The following is a 16,692-nucleotide window of genomic DNA, read 5'->3' as shown; positions in this document are numbered from 1 at the left end:
GGCTCACTTCTGCAGTTGGTGACTCAGCGCCCACAGGGCGGCATATTTATTAAAGGTATACTGCGCGTTGACCCCTGCCAGAATCAAACCTTGTTTCCCGTCGAGAAAACCCGCCCGTAGCACCCAGGTTTTAAAAAATGCGCCCAAAGTATGGCTGATAATAGAAGAGAAGCTACAACGACGGCCTTGCTGATGGCGCTGTTGTGCCCAGGCTTCAGCATAATTAAGCTGTTTACGTTGAAAATCGAAGAAGTTACGGCAAGTAAGGTGTTGCAGGTCGCCTTTGAGGGCAATGACATTAGCGTGGCCGGTTTCCAGAGACTCATGAACCAGATCATCGTTGAAGTGAAAATGGGCGGCGCTGTACAGCCGGTTAACGCGATCTGGGTACCAGCCACTGTGGCGCATAAAGCGTCCCAGGAACAAATTGAGCCGACCCAGGCTGTAAACGGTGTGGGGATCGACAGAGGGTAAGGCAGATTCTATCGACTGACGCAGTTGCGGTGAGACACGCTCGTCGGCATCGATCATCAAAATCACGTCACCCGTCGCATAGCGTTGTGCGAGTTGTCGTTGTTTTCCAAAGCCTTGCCAGTCGAGGTTTTGGTAAAACTTCGCGCCAAACTGTTCTGCTATCTCTTTTGTTGCATCGGTACTGCCGGAGTCCAGCACGATAATTTCATCGGCCCAGGAAACTGAGTTCAGACAATCGGTCAGCAGATCAGCTTCGTTGCGGGTGATCAACACTACCGAAAGGCGTTTTTTATCGTTCATCAGTGGCTCCGTTGCGGCAGATAAGGCTCCAGCAAGTGCAGCAGACGTTGTAAGGCGCCCTGATTCTGGCGAAGTACTTCGACGGCATGGCGGCCATAATAGAGTCGGTAGTCTTCGTCAGTCAGCAACGTGGTAATTTCTTTTACCAGTGATGTGGTATCCGTGACAGTGATCAGCCCATCGGCCTGCGCCAGTTTTGCGCAAATATCTTTGAAGTTAATGGTATGCGGCCCCATCAGCACCGGGATGGCATGAGCGGCTGCTTCGAGAGGGTTATGCCCTCCGCGCTCCACCAGGCTTCCACCCACAAATGCCAGATCGGCAATACCATAAAGAAGCATCAGCTCACCCATGGTGTCGCCGATCACTACCTGCGTAGCAGCTGAGGGGACTTCACCGGTACTGCGTTGAATATAGGTGAGGCCTGCTTTTTGCGTTAATTCGCGGGCCACAGCGAAACGCTCCGGGTGGCGAGGCACCAGAATCAGCAATAAATTCGGGTAGGATCTCAGCAGCGTTTTATGTGCTTCAAGCAGGAGTGTCTCTTCGCCATCATGGGTGCTGGTCGCAATCCAGACCTGACGCCGGGAAGCCCATTGGCTGCGCAAGGCAATGGCTTTGGCTGCAAGCTCTGGCGTAACAGAAATATCAAACTTCAGGCTGCCCGTGACCGCCAGTTGATTGCGCTTAAGACCGAGTGAAATGAAGCGGGCACCATCCTCTTCATTCTGCGCAGCAATTAGCGTGATGCGCTGCAAAATTTTACGGATGAATTCGCCAAGTTTTTTATACCCTTTCGCGGAGCGTTCAGACAGGCGCGCATTGGCGATCACTAAAGGGATTTCGCGTTTATGTAATGCGCTGATCAGATTAGGCCACAGCTCAGTTTCCATAATAATGACGAGTTTGGGATTAACCTGATCGAGGAAGCGGTTGACCGAGCCGACCAGATCATAAGGCAGATAAACATGGTGCACATCTTTTCCGAAAGCTGACTGAACGCGCTCAGAGCCCGTTGGTGTCATGGTGGTCACGGTAATGGGTAATGAGGGATAGCGATGACGTAACGCGCGCACCAACGGAATCGCTGCCAGTGTTTCGCCAACCGAAACGGAATGCAGCATGATACCGCCAGGAACGACTTTGCCTTTGCAAAAGCCATAGCGTTCAGCCCAGCGTTTACGGTAGGCGGGTGATTTTCGGCTACGTAAAAGTAAACGGATCCAGATAAGGGGCTGAATAAGGTATATCAGTACGGTATACAGCGTTTGCAACATAACATCCGTAATAATCTAGAGTAGAACTAGGATTCTAAGTTTTTAGACCTGCCATGTCTAACAGTGTCTTGTACATACCCGGTCCGATGGGCAGACGCAGTCACGTTAAGCATGTGAGTGAAAACCGGCAGGTTTCAATAATGGCTGGAAATAGGGGGGCGTGGCAGAGGGGTGATGGTGAAAAAGTGAGCCATCAATTGCGCGCAATTTTGAATACCAATCGACAGAGTGAGCAATTTTTGGGGACATTCTTATCCAAACCTTAACCTGCCCGTATGCTTTATTAAGTTAATCAAGGATAGTACAATTCGAATGAGGGAGGGAGGGAGTCTTACATCACTATCTGAGATAGCGATGAGAAAATAATGATAATTTTGATAGGGTTATAATGAAAAACATATTGATTATTCGGCGAGATAATATTGGCGATTTAGTCTGTACCACGCCGTTGATCGAAGGTATCAAAAAAGCCTATCCTGCCGCAAATATTCATTTGTTGATTAATTCAGTCAGTCAGGATGTTGTTAAGCACAACCCTTTTATTTACCGTACCTACGTTTATAAGAAATCCAAACATCGGGCAAAAAATCAGACTGCTCTCGGGGTCTATCTGCAACGTGCAGCGATATTTATGAAATTAAGATCGATTCGATTTGATGTGGCTATTCTTGCGAACCCGGAACCCTGTAATTATAGTCTTAGAATGGCAAGATTAGCAGGCGTGAAGAATATTGTAGGTGCAGATTTAGCTAATAAAAAAATCACGCACCCCTATTTCCCTGCAAGTTTTTCAGGTAAACATCAGGTCGAGAAAACATTTAGTTATTTGAAATCGATCACTCAGGACAATATTTCTATTCCTGCAGTTAAGGTTTTTCCCGGTCCAGATGAACTCGTCTTCGCACAACAAAAATGTGCAAGGTTATTGCCACATTGCGGTCCTATTTATGGGGTGCATATCAGTAGCCGTAGCCCTAAGCGGCGTTGGTCTCTTGAGAATTATGCCGAAATTATCCAGCGCCTAACCGCCGGAAATAATAGTGGCGTTTTAATTTTCTGGTCACCACAAGGGACATTATCACCAGACGATATTGGCGATCAGGCTCGCGCTGAGCAATTGATAAAATTATGTTCTAATGACCGGGTTGCACTTTATCCCACAGGTTCGGTACGTGAGCTCCTTGGCGGTTTTGCACAATGCAGCACGATACTTTGCAGCGATGGCGGACAAATGCATTTGGCGTCGGCATTGCAAAAAAATCTGGTGGTCTTTTTTGGCGACACTGACAGTGATGCATGGCACCCGTGGTCAGGTAAATATAAGATAATGCAAACGCCGAGCGGAGAATGTATGGATGTTTCGGTCGATGAGGTTTGGCAATCACTTGTGGAAATGAAATAAAGAAAAGGCGGAGTGTCCGCCTTCTATTTTATCTATTGGCAAGGTTTTTATATTTTTCGCAAATATAAGTTATTTCGTAGATTTTTAGTGTGCTCTTATCAATAACCGGTGGATTGTTATAAACATCAATTATTTTCTGGCTCAATGAGGCTACATTGACTTCCGCCAGTCCTTGTATCATTCCTGTTTTTTCCATTATTTCGGCAGGGCCGCCTGGGCAAGCGGTGCTGACAATCGGCGTTCCACAAATAAGTGACTCAATCAGTACATTCCCGAATCCTTCGCTATCGGAACTTAGGATAAGTTGTTTGGCATGTTTAATATAGGGGAACGGATTAGCTTTAAATCCGGCGAATATGACTCGGTCAGCAATACCCAGTGTTGTAGCCAGTTTTTTTATCTCATTGACATAGTTGTCACTTCCTGTGCCAATCAATACGAGAGGAACTTGTAAACGACTCTTAGCATAGGCTTCCAGGAGTCGGTCATGCCTTTTATTAATATGAAACCTTCCCACGTGCAGTAAATAGTCCTGACCTGCCATGTCGCATGGATGATTAGCTAATGCCTCTATTTCTGCAATATCGAAAGGATTATTTATAATCCGTAGGTCTTTCGGAACTGCCAATACATTTTCTTTTAAATCTAAGGCCACAGCATCAGAGACAGCGACGACATTTTTTTTGTGATAAACGCTGGCAAGCTTCCGACGTTTATTCCAGCGATCCCACCCTTTTCTATGACCCAGATAAGAGAGAGAAAGAAAACCGTGGATGCAAAACCACACACGGTCTGATGAATAAAGATGGCTTTTTTTAACGATCCGATCGGTTTTGTGCAGATTTGACAGGATTAAGTCAAACCGGCCGCGCTGTTCTTCAATTTGGAGAACAGCCTTATCGAGCTGTTTTCCCCGACGCGATAACTCTGTTAACTTCCTCCACGGACTCCGTGAAGTGTCAGCCACAACGTTATAATGAATATTCTCAGGGATGGTGTAATGACAGATGTCACGTAAAGAGATCAGACTGACGTCAACACCGGATTTTTGCATGCCCTGACATAGCGTCAGCACCACCTTCTCCGCACCGCCGCCGGGCAAACCGTCAATAATCATCAAGATGCGCATAGTTAATCCAAAATTCTTTTATAGAGGCCGATGAGTTGCCCCGAGAGGCGGGCCGGTGTTTCTTCTATAATTCTGGCTCGGGCTGCCGCAGACATTGTTGAACCTAATAGCTCGTTAGGCAGGGAGCGAATCGATTGGGTCAAATTCTGTATATCAAGAGCATCACAAACAAATCCATTCTCGCCTTGAATAATAAACTCAGAGCCACCACAGGTTTCACTGGTGATAACCGGCAAACCACATGACATAGCTTCTAAAATAACGTTTGGGAAGGGATCGTAAAGCGTAGGAAGCAATAAGGCATCCGCTGCCTGATAAAAAGGCAACGTCTGCTTCTGCACGCCGGCAAAGCGGATTCTATTGGCATAACCCAGCGTATTGGCCAGCGCACGATAGCGCTTTTCATCTTTATCTTGCCCGACGACCAGCAGGAAACTGTCTGTCAAAGCAACCGCACGGATAGCAGCTTCTAAGCCTTTCCTTTCAAAGCCTGAGCCAACAAAAATCAGGCAATGTGCATTTTGAGGAATATCTAACTGCTGACGGAGCTGGTACCGCACTGACTCTGTCGCAGGTAAAAATTTTTGATTATCAATAGCATTATAGATGACCGTAATTTTTTCGTCTGGTACGCCAAAATCAGCCATGATTTCGTTTTTGATCATCTGTGCATTACAAATAACCGCTTTGAGCTCTGGCGCGGAGTACATCTGTCGCTCTGCCTGCATGATATAACGATGAAATCTGTCCGCCATCAGTAACTTACTGCGCCATTTAGGCATAATACGACTGCGCTGCAACAGCCAGCGTCGATGGACACCGTCACCAGCGCGATATATATCACAACCGGCTATACGTTCATGGCTTTGAACAATATCGAATTTTTCTTCCTGCCATATCTTGCGTGCGCTCTCAGCGAAGCCGCGCTCACGGCTGACCCGCCCCCATTTCACAGGGTCACAGAGGCGAATATGCCAGTCAGGATTCCTGTCGCCCTGCCATTCACGTGTAATGACGCTTAAATCCAGGTCCTGACCCTCCAAGGCTTCCAGTGCGCGTGAAACAAAACGTTCGGCACCACCATCCGGACGATATTTTTGGCGAACGAGCGCCAGTCTGAAATGCTTCATGGCAATAATTCTCTCGCAGCATCGATGACAGGTTGGACAGGAATCGCATCAAGGTAGCGTTCAGAGGTATGGGTGTCGATATCGTCAGGATCCGGGAGCTGGCAGAAATCACCGGCCCAGATAACGGTGCCAACAGCTTGCCATGGCGACCAGAAGACACGCTTTGAAGGACCAAATAATGCCACAAGGGGCGTTTTTAATGCGGCGGCCATATGCATAGGTACGGAATCAACGCCAATAAATAAGGCAGCTTTATCGATTAATGCCGCCAGTTGTCGCAAGGTTAACTGCCCGGCAAAAGAGAAGACTCGTTCATCCGGACAGAGAGAGAGTATGCGATCAACCATCTTCAATTCATTCTCTGCCGGCCCGCTGGTGAGAATGACGCTGACACCTTCAGCCCGCAAAGCTGCGATTGTCGCGGCCATCTTTTCATCAGTCCAGCATTTAAAGAACCAGCGAGATGTAGGTTGTACGATGACAAAATTACCGGTGATGTGACTGTTGCTGAGAAGTTGCTCTGCTTTCGACAGGTCATCGGCCGAGTAATTCATCGTGACCTGGCTCACCTGCGGGCTAAGCGCCAGCGGCGCAAGTATGGAAAGGTTCTGCTCTACCGTATGCAACGTATTGTGATGGGAAACATCGACTACATCGGTATGGCAGTGTTGCCACAGCTTGCCTTTACGCTTTGGAAAATTAAAACCAATTCTGACCGGTGCGCCGGTTAGCTTGGTGACTAAAGCGCTTCGCCATTGATCGGCAAGATTAACCACCAGATCATATTTCCGGGAAATTAGTTGTTTAACTAACTGCGTCTCGTGACGCATGTGGGCAAGTTTTCCTTGTTTCTTCCAGGTGCGGTCAATGGTGAATAGTGTCGTGAGCAACGGATTACTTGCCAGCATTTCCCTGGTTTCAAGATACATCAACATGTCAATTTCAGCGGCAGGATAATGCGCTTTTAACGTACTGATGACCGGTGTGGTCAGCAACATGTCGCCGTGATGCCGCAGCTTAATGATGAGAATACGCCCTGGAGGCGAAACGGATTTTTGAGTAGAGGCGTTTGTCATCATTCATCACTGTCTGAGAAATCAAACCCTGATTCTAAAGGAGCGTAAAGGATGTGGCTATACTTCGACGCCTTTCTTGCCTTGTGCGGGGAAATACCAAAGAATAGGCAACAAACTGTGTAACACGTTGTCCAATTCGATTCCTGCCTTTCTCCGCGAAACCGGTCACTGGCAGCTGAATCCAATGAGTCTCTATCAGGCAAGTTTTATGACAAAACCCGCATTTATCATCACTATTGATACCGAAGGCGACAACCTTTGGCAGAACCATCAGGAGATACTGACAGAAAATACGCGTTTTCTGCCTAGGTTTCAGACTCTCTGCGAAAAGTATGGTTTCAAACCGGTTTATCTCACTAACTTTGAGATGGCGAGCGATGCCCAGTACGTCGAGTTTGCGCGTGATGTGATAGCCCGAGGGCAGGGGGAAGTGGGTATGCACCTTCATGCCTGGAACAGCCCTCCTCTTTCACCCCTGACTGAAGATGACTGGCGTCATAAGCCTTATCTGATTGAGTTCCCCCGGCAGCAAATTCGCGAAAAATTTGAATATATGACCCGGCTGCTTGAAGAGACTTTCCAAACGAAAATGTTAAGCCACCGTGCAGGACGCTGGGCGCTTGATGAATACTATGTCTCTTTATTGCTGGAGTTTGGTTATCAGATTGATTGCTCCGTGACACCCAAAGTGAACTGGCAATCCTCGCCAGGTGCACCTCAGGGGAAGGGAGGGACGGATTATCGTCATTTTCCGTCAAACGCCTATTTCATTGATCCGGAAAATATTGCTCAATCAGGTCACTCCAGTCTGCTCGAAGTCCCGATGAGTATTCAGTACAAATATCCTGGCTGGATAAACAGCCTGAAACAGGGCGTAAATACCTTGCGCGGGAAAACTCGACCTCACTCTGTGCACTGGCTGCGACCTTCCGGAGGTAACGCTGAAAGTATGCAGAAGGTAGCGGCGAAAAGCCTGGCCGAAGGACATGATTTTGTAGAGTTTATGCTGCACTCTTCCGAGTTCATGCCAGGCGGCAGCCCGACGTTTAAGACGCAAGAGGATATAGAAGGATTATACCGGGACCTGGAAAGTCTGTTTAACTGGCTCAGTGAACGCACTGTCGGTATGACACTGGCTGAATATTATCAAAAGAAAGTGAATTAAGATGTCTAAGAAAAAGTGGAAAACGGCGTTGGCAAACCTATTTTTAGAAGGGTTTGTCTTTTTCAATAAGCGCCTTAAAACAAAAGAGTCATTTGATTCAGCAAGGGATTTCCGCAGTATCATTATTTATTCGACGACGGCATTGGGTGATTTGATGTTTAACACCCCTGCAATCAAAGCCATCAGGCACCGTTATCCGGACGCTTTTATCACGTTGGTTTCAAGCGAAAAAAATAGAGGACTGGTTTCTGATTGTGCCTATTTTCAACAGGTTGTGTATTGGGACGAAAAGATAAAAGATATCACCGGGTTAGTTTCATCTCTCAAGAAAAGTAAACCTGAGCTGGCGATTATCCTCCATTCTAAAGCACCTTATGATGTGCTCAGTGCGGTGATGGCAGGGTGCGAGTACGTATTTAAAGATGTTTATGGGAACAAAACAACGGGGATGGAAAAATGGATAGTAAACTCTCCTATTTTATTTGATGGACATCTTATCCAGCGCAAGTTGGAACTGCTGAAGTTATTAAATTGTGATGTCTCAGACAAAGAAATGTTTATTCCGGTAAGTTTTCCTGAAGTTGTTAAGGATACCTCAAAAATATTTATTGGTTTTCAGATGGGTGCGTCAGAAAAAATGAGGTGCTGGCCGGTAATTCGTTTTGTTGAACTTGCTGAGAAATTATCTCTGCTTGGTTCTGAATATCGGATAGTCCTTATTGGCACAAATAAAGAAAAAGGACATGAGCAAGATTTTTTTAACGCTCTTCCTGAAAGTGCAAAAAGTATCGTGGTCAGCTATATCGGGAAAACAAATCTTAAGACGTTACTGGGGATTTTGAAAAACGTAGATATTCTGGTAACCGGGGATACCGGGCCTTTGCATCTGGCCGTCGCTCTCAAGACCCGCACTTTAAGCTTATTTGTTACAGCGAATCCTTCTCATACCGGCCCTTATCAGGATCCTGAATTGCATCAGATTTTGCAGGTCCCTTACGAGGCAGCTAAGCAGAATTCCACTTCTCTCGAGCAACCCTTATCTGTTATTGGTGCCGGCGAAGTATTAGAAAGAATCACATCCCTGCTTTCTAAAAGCCAATGAACGAAGAGAGGGTTCCCCCTCTCTTCGTTCATTCAGTTTACAGAATCGCCTTGATTCTTCTGTGGGATATTTGACATCATTATTCCAAGTGGGAACCAAAATAGATACCACGCCTCACTGGGATTGCTAATGTTGAAAATTCCCTGTGAGAGATAAAAAATAAGCGTAAAGAGAAAGAGAGCAGCTTCAAGCCTTTTCTCATTTCTAATGAAATGTATTGCCCGTAAAAACCCATAGAATAGCAAACTCAGGAATATAGCCAAACCGACAATACCCCCTTTAAGTAGAACACCCAGATATAAACTATGGGTCGTAGTGATGTGCTCGCCACTGTAGTTGATAAAACTCAGCTCTTTTTCAAACCCATAACCCAGCAGAGGAGCCTGTTTAATGATTTCATATGAGTGTTCCCAAATACTTGTGCGCAGATAGATCTGAGTTGTTAACTCTTCAAAACGTTTCAGTACCATCTCAGTGATGCCGCTATAAAAAAGAACTACCGCAATAACGACGATTGCCAGTAGATAATAAGGAACATTCTTTTTTGTAAAAATTGTATAATGGGAGGTGATCGCCAGAGAAATAAGCAGTCCAATAAGTGGGCCACGACTTTGGGTCAGCAATAAAGCGATAAATAATACAAATGCCGTATAAATATAAATATGTTTTTTCGAATCTTTAAATGAGATAAATGACAATATGATGCCGATCGCAAAATATCCCCCGACGTCAATCACATTGCTTGGGCCCGGAGAGTGGCTGATGTTTAATCTATTGATAAGAAGGTGTTGATAATCGACAAGTATTAAATAGATAGCAAGTATCACGAAGCCGAATATTGTCGCGTCTATGGCCAAAGCACGCTTATCACTGTTGTATAAAGTGACCAGCATGGCAAGGAAAACGACCAAGTATAAGCTATGAGTTAATGCGGATTCTGTGTTTTTTGGATTTTCGCCCCAAAGGTTACTCAGCGAAAAGAATAACAAGAAGGCCGTTGATAATATTATGCCGCGGACGAATGTTTTATTCTGAAAAAGATGGTCTCTGAACTTTTTCTTTGCACACAATGTCAGTGTGAACGTTAAGGCTGACAAATGGAACACATTGTTCACTCGCGTGTAGCCACAAAAAACTGCGCTCAAGAAAATAAAGGAAGTAAATAAAAAATAATACAGCCGTTCAGTGTCAATTCTTTTTAATGAACGTATCATTATATCCGGCCTTCTGGAATATTTTGGTGGGAATTGAGCTATTAACTGAAAGGTTGATAACTTCCGTTTCTTGTTCCTTAAGTACTCGGCTTGCATGATCCAGCGCGGGAAAAATAGTTCCTTCTATAATCCGTTCAAGATTAGTCGGCAATTTGTTATTATCAGCCTCATAGAAACGAGGCTTATCAAAGTTATTCATATCAAGACCAATAATAAATATTTGTGTGTAACCAAGAAATGCGATGATTTGGAGTGCCCAATACGCCACAGTGCCGGTATCAAAGACTCCATGTCGGATATCTAATGCAAAGCCTATATCCTCACGGTGAGGATGAAAATAAGTATCCGATGCATTCAGGTAATGACTTTTCAATTCCATCGGTTTTAATGATAGTTGATATATTTTAAATGCCGCATCTTCAATGAGGGCTAAACTACAACGGATATTTTCTGAACCAAAGTTGTCAATAATTCTGGCAATACCATGGGCCGTCGTAAAAAACGTCAGTTCAGCAGTATTTATTATTTGTAAAATTATCTCGGGTCTGCTGTCAAAAAAACCCATATCGACAACCACATAGAATGAGAAATCTAAAAACTTATCCAATGACCAGGCGCCGTTAACGCCTATGGCGGGCAAGGAGGGATGCTGGCTGAAATCGATCTCATTTATTGATGGACCTGTAGCCGCAAGCATAATCGACCCAGAGAATTTCCCACGTAAAGCGGATAAATCCGCGAGGCGGATAGCCTCCCCCCGATATTTCAACGCATTGATTTGACCCGTTTCGGCACGGGTAATCTTCAAATGTGGCCATAAATTCTCATTGTGCCTGTACGCACGGGGATGAGTATAACGGTATAGCTGCTTAAAGAAGGAGCCCACTTTTAGACGATCTCCTTATCAAGTAATGTCTTAACCTGCTGCGCTGTAATGTCCGATATTGAATTACCTGTTTCAGGGCGGCAGGTAATTTGATTCCTCCCATAACCCCCAATCAAACCCGGATCTGTAGGGCCATAAAGGGTGATATTTGGGCGGTCGAGGGCGGCGGTGAGATGGCTCAGGCCGGTATCGACTGAAACAACGGCCTTTGCGCCGGCCAGAATCTCCGCGACCTGTTGAAGGCTAAGCTTTGTCAAAACTTCAACATAATCAAAACCTTCGGCGAGCCTCAGCGCCCGCTGGTATTCATGTTCAGCGCCCCAAGGCAGTTTGATACGAATATTGCTGCCTTCCAGTGATCCTATCAGCTCACGCCAGTGACTCTCAGGCCAATGTTTATCAGCACGGGTCGTGGCATGGAGAAAGACCAGATAGTGGTTGGCATCTGCCGGAAGTTGCGACAAAAAGCGTGACGCAATGGCGTAATCGCCCTGTGTTGAGGGTTTTACGTAGCCCAAACTTTTTGCGAAAAGTTCTCGAGTGCGTTCTACCGCATGCTGCTTTTTATCGATGTCATGTCGCTGGTTGAAGAACCAACTGGCAAAAGGCTCGCGGGCACTTTTTGCATCCTGACCGTGTTTTTTGCCTTTGGCTACGCGGGTGATCAGCGCGGCACTTTTAATCAGTCCCTGAGCGTCAATAACTGCATCATAGGTGCGCGACTGTAATTCTCTTTTAAAGTCACAGCGTTGCTGGCGGGTTTCAGAACCAAACCAGTTTTTTCGCCAGCGGCGGATAGCTACCGGTATCACTTTGTCGACAGCCGGGTGCCAGCTGGGGATCTGTACGAACCCCTCTTCAACTACCCAGTCAAACGAGATACCGGGGATGGCATTCATTGCATCGGTTAAGGCCGGAAGCGTATGCAGAACATCGCCCATGGACGACGTTTTGACGATCAATACCCGCATTCCCGCTCCTTTCCTGTAGTCAAAAGTTGTGACAATTCCTGATAAACCTGATCGGGTTGAATGTCGATCAAGCTCTGATGATAGCCCTGCCCGGCATCGCCTTTACGCACTTTGTGATAGCCGGTGATCAGGCGAATGACTTTGGCATGTTGGCTGAGTGGTGGCGTAAAGTCGGGGCTGCTGGGCCCGTAAAGCGCGACTAAAGGCTTGTTCAGCGCGGCGGCAACGTGCATCAGACCTGAGTCATTACTGACTACGGCATCACAGGCGGCAATCAGCACAACGGCCTGATCGAGCGAGGTAGTACCCGCCAGATTCATACAAAATGCCTGAGCTTGCTCAGGCAGTGACAGGCGAATATCTTCACCTGCAGGGTGATCTTTGGCCGAACCAAAGAGAACAACCTGATAACCCTCAGCAATCAATTTTTGCGCTAATGCTGCGTAATGATAATGCGGCCAGCGCTTCGCGGGGCCAAACTCTGCGCCGGGGCAGAAGCCAATGATCGGGCGGGAAGTCGGAAGCGAAAACTGTTCGCTGATGGCTGCAATCTCACCTTCTCCAACCTGCAACTGTGGCCAGAGTAGAGGTTCGGGCAAATCCGCTGCGGATTTTATCTTTCCTGCTTCGTGGGCCAGCGCAACATAACGCTGAACCATCAGAGGAAAGGCTTCTTTATCCAGCACGCGCAGGTCGTTAAGCAAACCGTAACGCATTTCGCCGCGCCAGCCGGTACGCTGAGGAATGTGAGCAAAGAAGGGCACCAGCGCAGACTTGAAAGAGTTCGGCAGCACGAAGGCACGTTGATAACGGTTATCGCGTAGCGAGATCCCCAAACGGCGGCGTTCACCTAACTCCAGAGCGCCGTGGCCCAGAGGCATTGGCAGTGCGCGGCTGACTTCCGGCATTCTGTCGAGCAGAGGCCGGCACCACGCGGGCGCCATGACATCAATGTCTGCCGCTGGCTCAATGGCCTTAATGGTGCGATAAAGACTTTGCGACATCATCATGTCGCCCACCCAGGAAGGGCCAATGACCAGCATTTTCATTCCGTACTCATTCCTCAGCTAACGCTTAATACGTTACTCAACGCGCATTATGCCGTGCGGTTAAGCCAGGCCATGTATTCAGCTACGCCTTCAGCCACGGTTTTGAACGGTTTGTCATAACCCGCAGCGCGCAGGGCTGACATATCTGCCTGCGTAAAGGACTGGTAGCGACCTTTGAGTTTTTCAGGGAATGGAATGGTTTCGATATGACCGGTTTTGTGGTGTGCGATCACCGCTTCCGCGACGGCCTGGAAGGATTCTGAACGGCCGGTTCCGCAGTTGAAAATACCGGAAACTCCGTTTTGCCAGAACCACAGATTGACCGCTGCCACGTCGCCGACGTAGATGAAATCACGCTTGAACCCTTCGCTGCCTGCGAACAGTTTTGGATTTTCACCGGCATTGATCTGGTTGTTCAGATGGAATGCCACGCTTGCCATGCTGCCTTTATGGCCTTCACGCGGACCGTATACGTTGAAGTAACGGAAACCACAAATTTGTGACTCAGCCTGCGGCAGAATGTCACGCACATACTGGTCAAACAGGAATTTGGAGTAGCCGTAAACGTTCAGCGGTTGTTCATATTTACGGTCTTCAACAAAGCTGGTGCTCTGGCTGCCGTAAGTCGCTGCGGAAGAAGCATAAAGGAATGGAATGCCGCGATCTAAACAGAAATGCAGAATATCTTTCGAGTACTGATAATTGTTATCCATCATGTACTTGCCATCCCACTCAGTCGTGGAAGAGCAGGCACCTTCATGGAAGATAGCGTCGATTTCACCAAGATCATCGCCCGCGACAATGCTGGCAATGAAATCTTCTTTGTCGCAGTAATCCGCGATATCCAGATCGACAAGATTGACGAACTTGGTGCCGTCTTTCAGGTTATCAACCACTAAAATATCGCGGTATCCCATCTCATTAAGAGATTTAATGATGTTGCTGCCGATAAAACCAGCGCCGCCAGTGACGATTATCATGGGACTCACCTTTAATCATTTAGAAAATCACGCACCATGCGTGACTTATACAGTTGGCAATATCATAACACTTCATTATGCAGGCTACATTGGGAAGCTATCCGATAAGTCGTATTCTTGTGTATCTGAACTTAAGGCGTGAACTATGCTGCAAAACGAAGATATTCTGGCGGCTTCCCTCGTTATTCCTTAGGCGGATTAGTAATGTATCTGACGAATGAGTCATTTTCAGGAGATAACGTTATGTCCGCTTCGTTTTATCGCCAGTTGGAAGAAGATCTCGATCAGGCTCGTGCTGATGGTCTGTTTAAGGAAGAGCGAATTCTGACTTCCGCTCAGCAGGCGAAGATCACCGTGGCCGGAGGGCAACCGGTCATCAATTTTTGCGCCAATAATTACCTCGGCTTAGCCAATCATCCAGAACTGATCGCTGCCGCCAAGGCGGGCCTCGACAGCCACGGCTTTGGCATGGCTTCAGTACGCTTTATCTGCGGGACGCAGGATACGCATAAAGAGCTGGAAAGCCGTCTGGCAGATTTCCTGTGCATGGACGATGCAATCCTTTATTCCTCTTGTTTTGATGCCAACGGCGGACTGTTCGAAACTTTGCTTGGCGCCGAAGATGCCATTATTTCCGATGCGCTCAACCATGCGTCGATTATCGACGGTGTGCGCTTATGTAAGGCCAAGCGCTACCGGTATGCCAATAACGACATGGCTGAACTTGAAGCCTGTTTAGAAAAAGCCAAAGCTGAAGGCGCGCGACACATCCTGGTCGCTACGGATGGCGTATTTTCGATGGATGGCGTTATCGCCAATTTGGGCGGTATCTGCGATTTGGCCGAGCGTTATGACGCGCTGGTGATGGTTGATGATTCACACGCCGTCGGTTTTGTCGGCGAGCACGGTCGCGGAACGCATGAATATTGTGACGTGATCGGCAGAGTTGACATTATCACCGGCACGCTCGGCAAGGCGCTGGGTGGGGCTTCAGGCGGTTATACCGCAGCGCGTAAAGAAGTCATCGACTGGCTGCGTCAGCGTTCCCGCCCATATCTTTTCTCCAACTCTCTCGCTCCGTCAATTGTCGCCGCTTCGCTGAAAGTGCTGTCTATGCTCGAAGAGGGCAACGAACTGCGACAGCGTGTGATGAGTAACGCGCAGCTATTTCGCGAAAAAATGACCGCTGCGGGATTTACGCTGGCCGGTGCCGATCACGCGATAATTCCGGTCATGTTGGGCGACGCCAAGCTGGCGCAGGAGTTTGCCTCTCTGTTGCAACATGAAGGTATCTACGTCACAGGCTTCTTCTTCCCTGTGGTGCCCAAAGGGCAGGCCCGTATTCGCACTCAGATGTCTGCCGCGCACAGCAAAGAACAAATCGAACAGGCAGTGGACGCCTTCACCCGCATTGGTAAAAAGCTTGGCGTTATTGCCTGAGGAAGCCACATGAAAGCGTTAGCGAAGTTAAAGCGTGAAGAAGGCATCTGGATGACCGATGCACCGGTGCCGGAACTGGGCCATAACGACCTGCTGATTAAAATCCGTAAGACCGCCATTTGTGGTACTGACGTACATATCTATAACTGGGATGAGTGGTCGCAAAAAACTATTCCGGTTCCGATGGTGGTTGGGCATGAATATGTGGGTGAAGTGGTCGGTATTGGTCAGGAAGTAAAAGGCTTTACGGTGGGTGACCGCGTGTCCGGTGAAGGACATATCACCTGCGGACATTGCCGTAACTGCCGTGGTGGACGTACTCATTTGTGCCGTAACACGCAGGGCGTGGGCGTGAATCGCCCGGGGGCATTTGCCGAATATCTGGTACTGCCCGCCTTTAACGCCTTCAAAATTCCCGACAATATTTCTGATGACCTTGCGGCGATTTTTGACCCACTGGGCAACGCCGTGCATACCGCACTCTCATTTGACTTGGTGGGTGAAGATGTATTGGTCTGTGGGGCCGGGCCGATTGGCATCATGGCGGCGGCGATTTGTAAACACGTCGGCGCGCGTCATGTCGTTATCACCGATATGAATGAGTACCGTCTGGCTCTGGCGCGCAAAATGGGCGTTACTCGTGCGGTTAACGTGAAAAACGAAAACCTCGAGCAGGTGATGGCTGAACTGGGGATGACCGAAGGGTTTGATGTAGGCCTGGAAATGTCCGGTGCGCCGCCAGCCTTCCGCACAATGCTCAATGCGATGAATCACGGCGGCCGCATTGCTTTGCTGGGCATTCCGCCATCAGATATGTCGATAGACTGGAATCAGGTTATTTTCAAAGGTCTGTTTATCAAGGGAATTTATGGCCGTGAGATGTTTGAAACCTGGTACAAAATGGCGGCCCTGATCCAGTCTGGCCTGGATCTCACGCCGCTTATTACTCATCATTTTCCTATCGACGATTTCCAGAAAGGCTTTGACGCGATGCGCTCCGGGCAGTCGGGTAAGGTGATCCTCGACTGGCAGTAAACACCTCATCAGAAACAACAAAGGCCAGCTAAGCTGGCCTTTGTTTTCGTGACTTTCACTCA

At 47.7% G+C, this 16,692-nt stretch carries 15 protein-coding genes; 5 read left to right on the top strand and 10 right to left on the bottom strand.

Going from position 1 to position 16,692, the window contains the following annotated elements:
* Positions 1 to 3 precede the first annotated feature (3 nt).
* Together ACZRKO_RS21300 and waaA are read right to left on the bottom strand one after the other, a co-directional pair.
* A complete protein-coding gene (locus tag ACZRKO_RS21300) occupies positions 4 to 774 on the bottom strand; it encodes a glycosyltransferase family 2 protein (protein WP_463739238.1) in 771 nt (256 codons plus the stop codon).
* A complete protein-coding gene (gene waaA, locus ACZRKO_RS21295) occupies positions 774 to 2,048 on the bottom strand; it encodes a lipid IV(A) 3-deoxy-D-manno-octulosonic acid transferase (RefSeq protein WP_463739281.1) in 1,275 nt (424 codons plus the stop codon). The genes ACZRKO_RS21300 and waaA overlap by 1 nt, the downstream gene beginning before the upstream one ends.
* A 391-nt stretch (positions 2,049 to 2,439) precedes the next feature.
* On the opposite strand from waaA, the gene ACZRKO_RS21290 reads away from it, so the two are divergent.
* Positions 2,440 to 3,453, top strand: coding sequence for a glycosyltransferase family 9 protein (locus ACZRKO_RS21290; protein ID WP_463739237.1), 1,014 nt, complete (start codon positions 2,440 to 2,442; stop codon positions 3,451 to 3,453).
* A 28-nt stretch (positions 3,454 to 3,481) separates the two neighbouring features.
* Here the strand turns inward: ACZRKO_RS21290 and ACZRKO_RS21285 are convergent, their stop codons facing one another.
* From ACZRKO_RS21285 to rfaQ, 3 genes are read right to left on the bottom strand one after another with little or no spacing between them, the layout of a single operon-like run.
* Positions 3,482 to 4,582 carry a glycosyltransferase gene (locus ACZRKO_RS21285; RefSeq protein ID WP_463739236.1) on the bottom strand — a complete coding sequence of 367 codons (1,101 nt, stop codon included), beginning with the start codon at positions 4,580 to 4,582 and terminating at the stop codon, positions 3,482 to 3,484.
* 2 nt (positions 4,583 to 4,584) lie between these two features.
* Positions 4,585 to 5,712, bottom strand: a complete 1,128-nt coding sequence (locus tag ACZRKO_RS21280; RefSeq protein WP_463739235.1) for a glycosyltransferase family 4 protein — start codon at positions 5,710 to 5,712, stop codon at positions 4,585 to 4,587.
* Positions 5,709 to 6,791 carry a putative lipopolysaccharide heptosyltransferase III gene (gene rfaQ / locus ACZRKO_RS21275; protein ID WP_463739234.1) on the bottom strand — a complete coding sequence of 361 codons (1,083 nt, stop codon included), beginning with the start codon at positions 6,789 to 6,791 and terminating at the stop codon, positions 5,709 to 5,711. The genes ACZRKO_RS21280 and rfaQ overlap by 4 nt, the downstream gene beginning before the upstream one ends.
* Before the next feature lie 205 nt (positions 6,792 to 6,996).
* Here rfaQ and ACZRKO_RS21270 point away from each other — a divergent pair, with 205 nt between their 5' ends.
* Positions 6,997 to 7,953: a polysaccharide deacetylase family protein gene (locus ACZRKO_RS21270; RefSeq protein WP_463739233.1), complete on the top strand. Its 957-nt coding sequence runs from the start codon at positions 6,997 to 6,999 to the stop codon at positions 7,951 to 7,953.
* Between the two features lies 1 nt (position 7,954).
* Positions 7,955 to 9,055, top strand: a complete 1,101-nt coding sequence (locus tag ACZRKO_RS21265) for a glycosyltransferase family 9 protein (RefSeq protein ID WP_463739232.1) — start codon at positions 7,955 to 7,957, stop codon at positions 9,053 to 9,055.
* A gap of 32 nt (positions 9,056 to 9,087) precedes the next feature.
* Here ACZRKO_RS21265 and ACZRKO_RS21260 read toward each other — a convergent pair whose 3' ends face one another.
* The 5 genes from ACZRKO_RS21260 to rfaD form a co-directional block, all read right to left on the bottom strand.
* Entirely contained in the window at positions 9,088 to 10,269 is a 1,182-nt protein-coding gene (locus ACZRKO_RS21260) for an O-antigen ligase family protein (RefSeq protein WP_463739231.1), read from the bottom strand.
* Complete coding sequence (locus ACZRKO_RS21255; protein WP_463739230.1) at positions 10,244 to 11,077, bottom strand: sugar glycosyltransferase; 834 nt, start codon at positions 11,075 to 11,077, stop codon at positions 10,244 to 10,246. Before ACZRKO_RS21255 ends, ACZRKO_RS21260 begins: the two co-directional genes overlap by 26 nt.
* 80 nt (positions 11,078 to 11,157) lie before the next feature.
* Positions 11,158 to 12,126 carry a lipopolysaccharide heptosyltransferase RfaC gene (gene rfaC, locus ACZRKO_RS21250; RefSeq protein ID WP_463739229.1) on the bottom strand — a complete coding sequence of 323 codons (969 nt, stop codon included), beginning with the start codon at positions 12,124 to 12,126 and terminating at the stop codon, positions 11,158 to 11,160.
* Positions 12,114 to 13,175: an ADP-heptose--LPS heptosyltransferase RfaF gene (rfaF, locus tag ACZRKO_RS21245; RefSeq protein ID WP_463739228.1), complete on the bottom strand. Its 1,062-nt coding sequence runs from the start codon at positions 13,173 to 13,175 to the stop codon at positions 12,114 to 12,116. Before rfaF ends, rfaC begins: the two co-directional genes overlap by 13 nt.
* A 47-nt stretch (positions 13,176 to 13,222) precedes the next feature.
* Complete coding sequence (rfaD, locus tag ACZRKO_RS21240; RefSeq protein WP_463739227.1) at positions 13,223 to 14,155, bottom strand: ADP-glyceromanno-heptose 6-epimerase; 933 nt, start codon at positions 14,153 to 14,155, stop codon at positions 13,223 to 13,225.
* A gap of 243 nt (positions 14,156 to 14,398) precedes the next feature.
* On the opposite strand from rfaD, the gene kbl reads away from it, so the two are divergent.
* Positions 14,399 to 15,595: a glycine C-acetyltransferase gene (gene kbl / locus ACZRKO_RS21235; protein WP_463739226.1), complete on the top strand. Its 1,197-nt coding sequence runs from the start codon at positions 14,399 to 14,401 to the stop codon at positions 15,593 to 15,595.
* Positions 15,596 to 15,604: 9 nt separating this feature from the next.
* Complete coding sequence (gene tdh, locus ACZRKO_RS21230) at positions 15,605 to 16,630, top strand: L-threonine 3-dehydrogenase (protein ID WP_463739225.1); 1,026 nt, start codon at positions 15,605 to 15,607, stop codon at positions 16,628 to 16,630.
* Positions 16,631 to 16,692 lie beyond the last annotated feature (62 nt).

This window comes from Ewingella sp. C233 (genome assembly GCF_055407225.1).
The sequence above is the reverse complement of the archived record's forward strand: the minus strand, read 5'-3'. Positions and strand labels throughout refer to the sequence as shown.

Coding starts and splice junctions, on each gene's coding strand:
- ACZRKO_RS21300 (WP_463739238.1), bottom strand. CDS start 774: ATGAACGATAAAAAACGCCTTTCGGTAGTGTTGATCACCCGCAACGAA.
- ACZRKO_RS21290 (WP_463739237.1), top strand. CDS start 2,440: ATGAAAAACATATTGATTATTCGGCGAGATAATATTGGCGATTTAGTC.
- ACZRKO_RS21285 (WP_463739236.1), bottom strand. CDS start 4,582: ATGCGCATCTTGATGATTATTGACGGTTTGCCCGGCGGCGGTGCGGAG.
- ACZRKO_RS21280 (WP_463739235.1), bottom strand. CDS start 5,712: ATGAAGCATTTCAGACTGGCGCTCGTTCGCCAAAAATATCGTCCGGAT.
- rfaQ (WP_463739234.1), bottom strand. CDS start 6,791: ATGATGACAAACGCCTCTACTCAAAAATCCGTTTCGCCTCCAGGGCGT.
- ACZRKO_RS21270 (WP_463739233.1), top strand. CDS start 6,997: ATGACAAAACCCGCATTTATCATCACTATTGATACCGAAGGCGACAAC.
- ACZRKO_RS21265 (WP_463739232.1), top strand. CDS start 7,955: ATGTCTAAGAAAAAGTGGAAAACGGCGTTGGCAAACCTATTTTTAGAA.
- ACZRKO_RS21260 (WP_463739231.1), bottom strand. CDS start 10,269: ATGATACGTTCATTAAAAAGAATTGACACTGAACGGCTGTATTATTTT.
- rfaC (WP_463739229.1), bottom strand. CDS start 12,126: ATGCGGGTATTGATCGTCAAAACGTCGTCCATGGGCGATGTTCTGCAT.
- rfaF (WP_463739228.1), bottom strand. CDS start 13,175: ATGAAAATGCTGGTCATTGGCCCTTCCTGGGTGGGCGACATGATGATG.
- rfaD (WP_463739227.1), bottom strand. CDS start 14,155: ATGATAATCGTCACTGGCGGCGCTGGTTTTATCGGCAGCAACATCATT.
- kbl (WP_463739226.1), top strand. CDS start 14,399: ATGTCCGCTTCGTTTTATCGCCAGTTGGAAGAAGATCTCGATCAGGCT.
- tdh (WP_463739225.1), top strand. CDS start 15,605: ATGAAAGCGTTAGCGAAGTTAAAGCGTGAAGAAGGCATCTGGATGACC.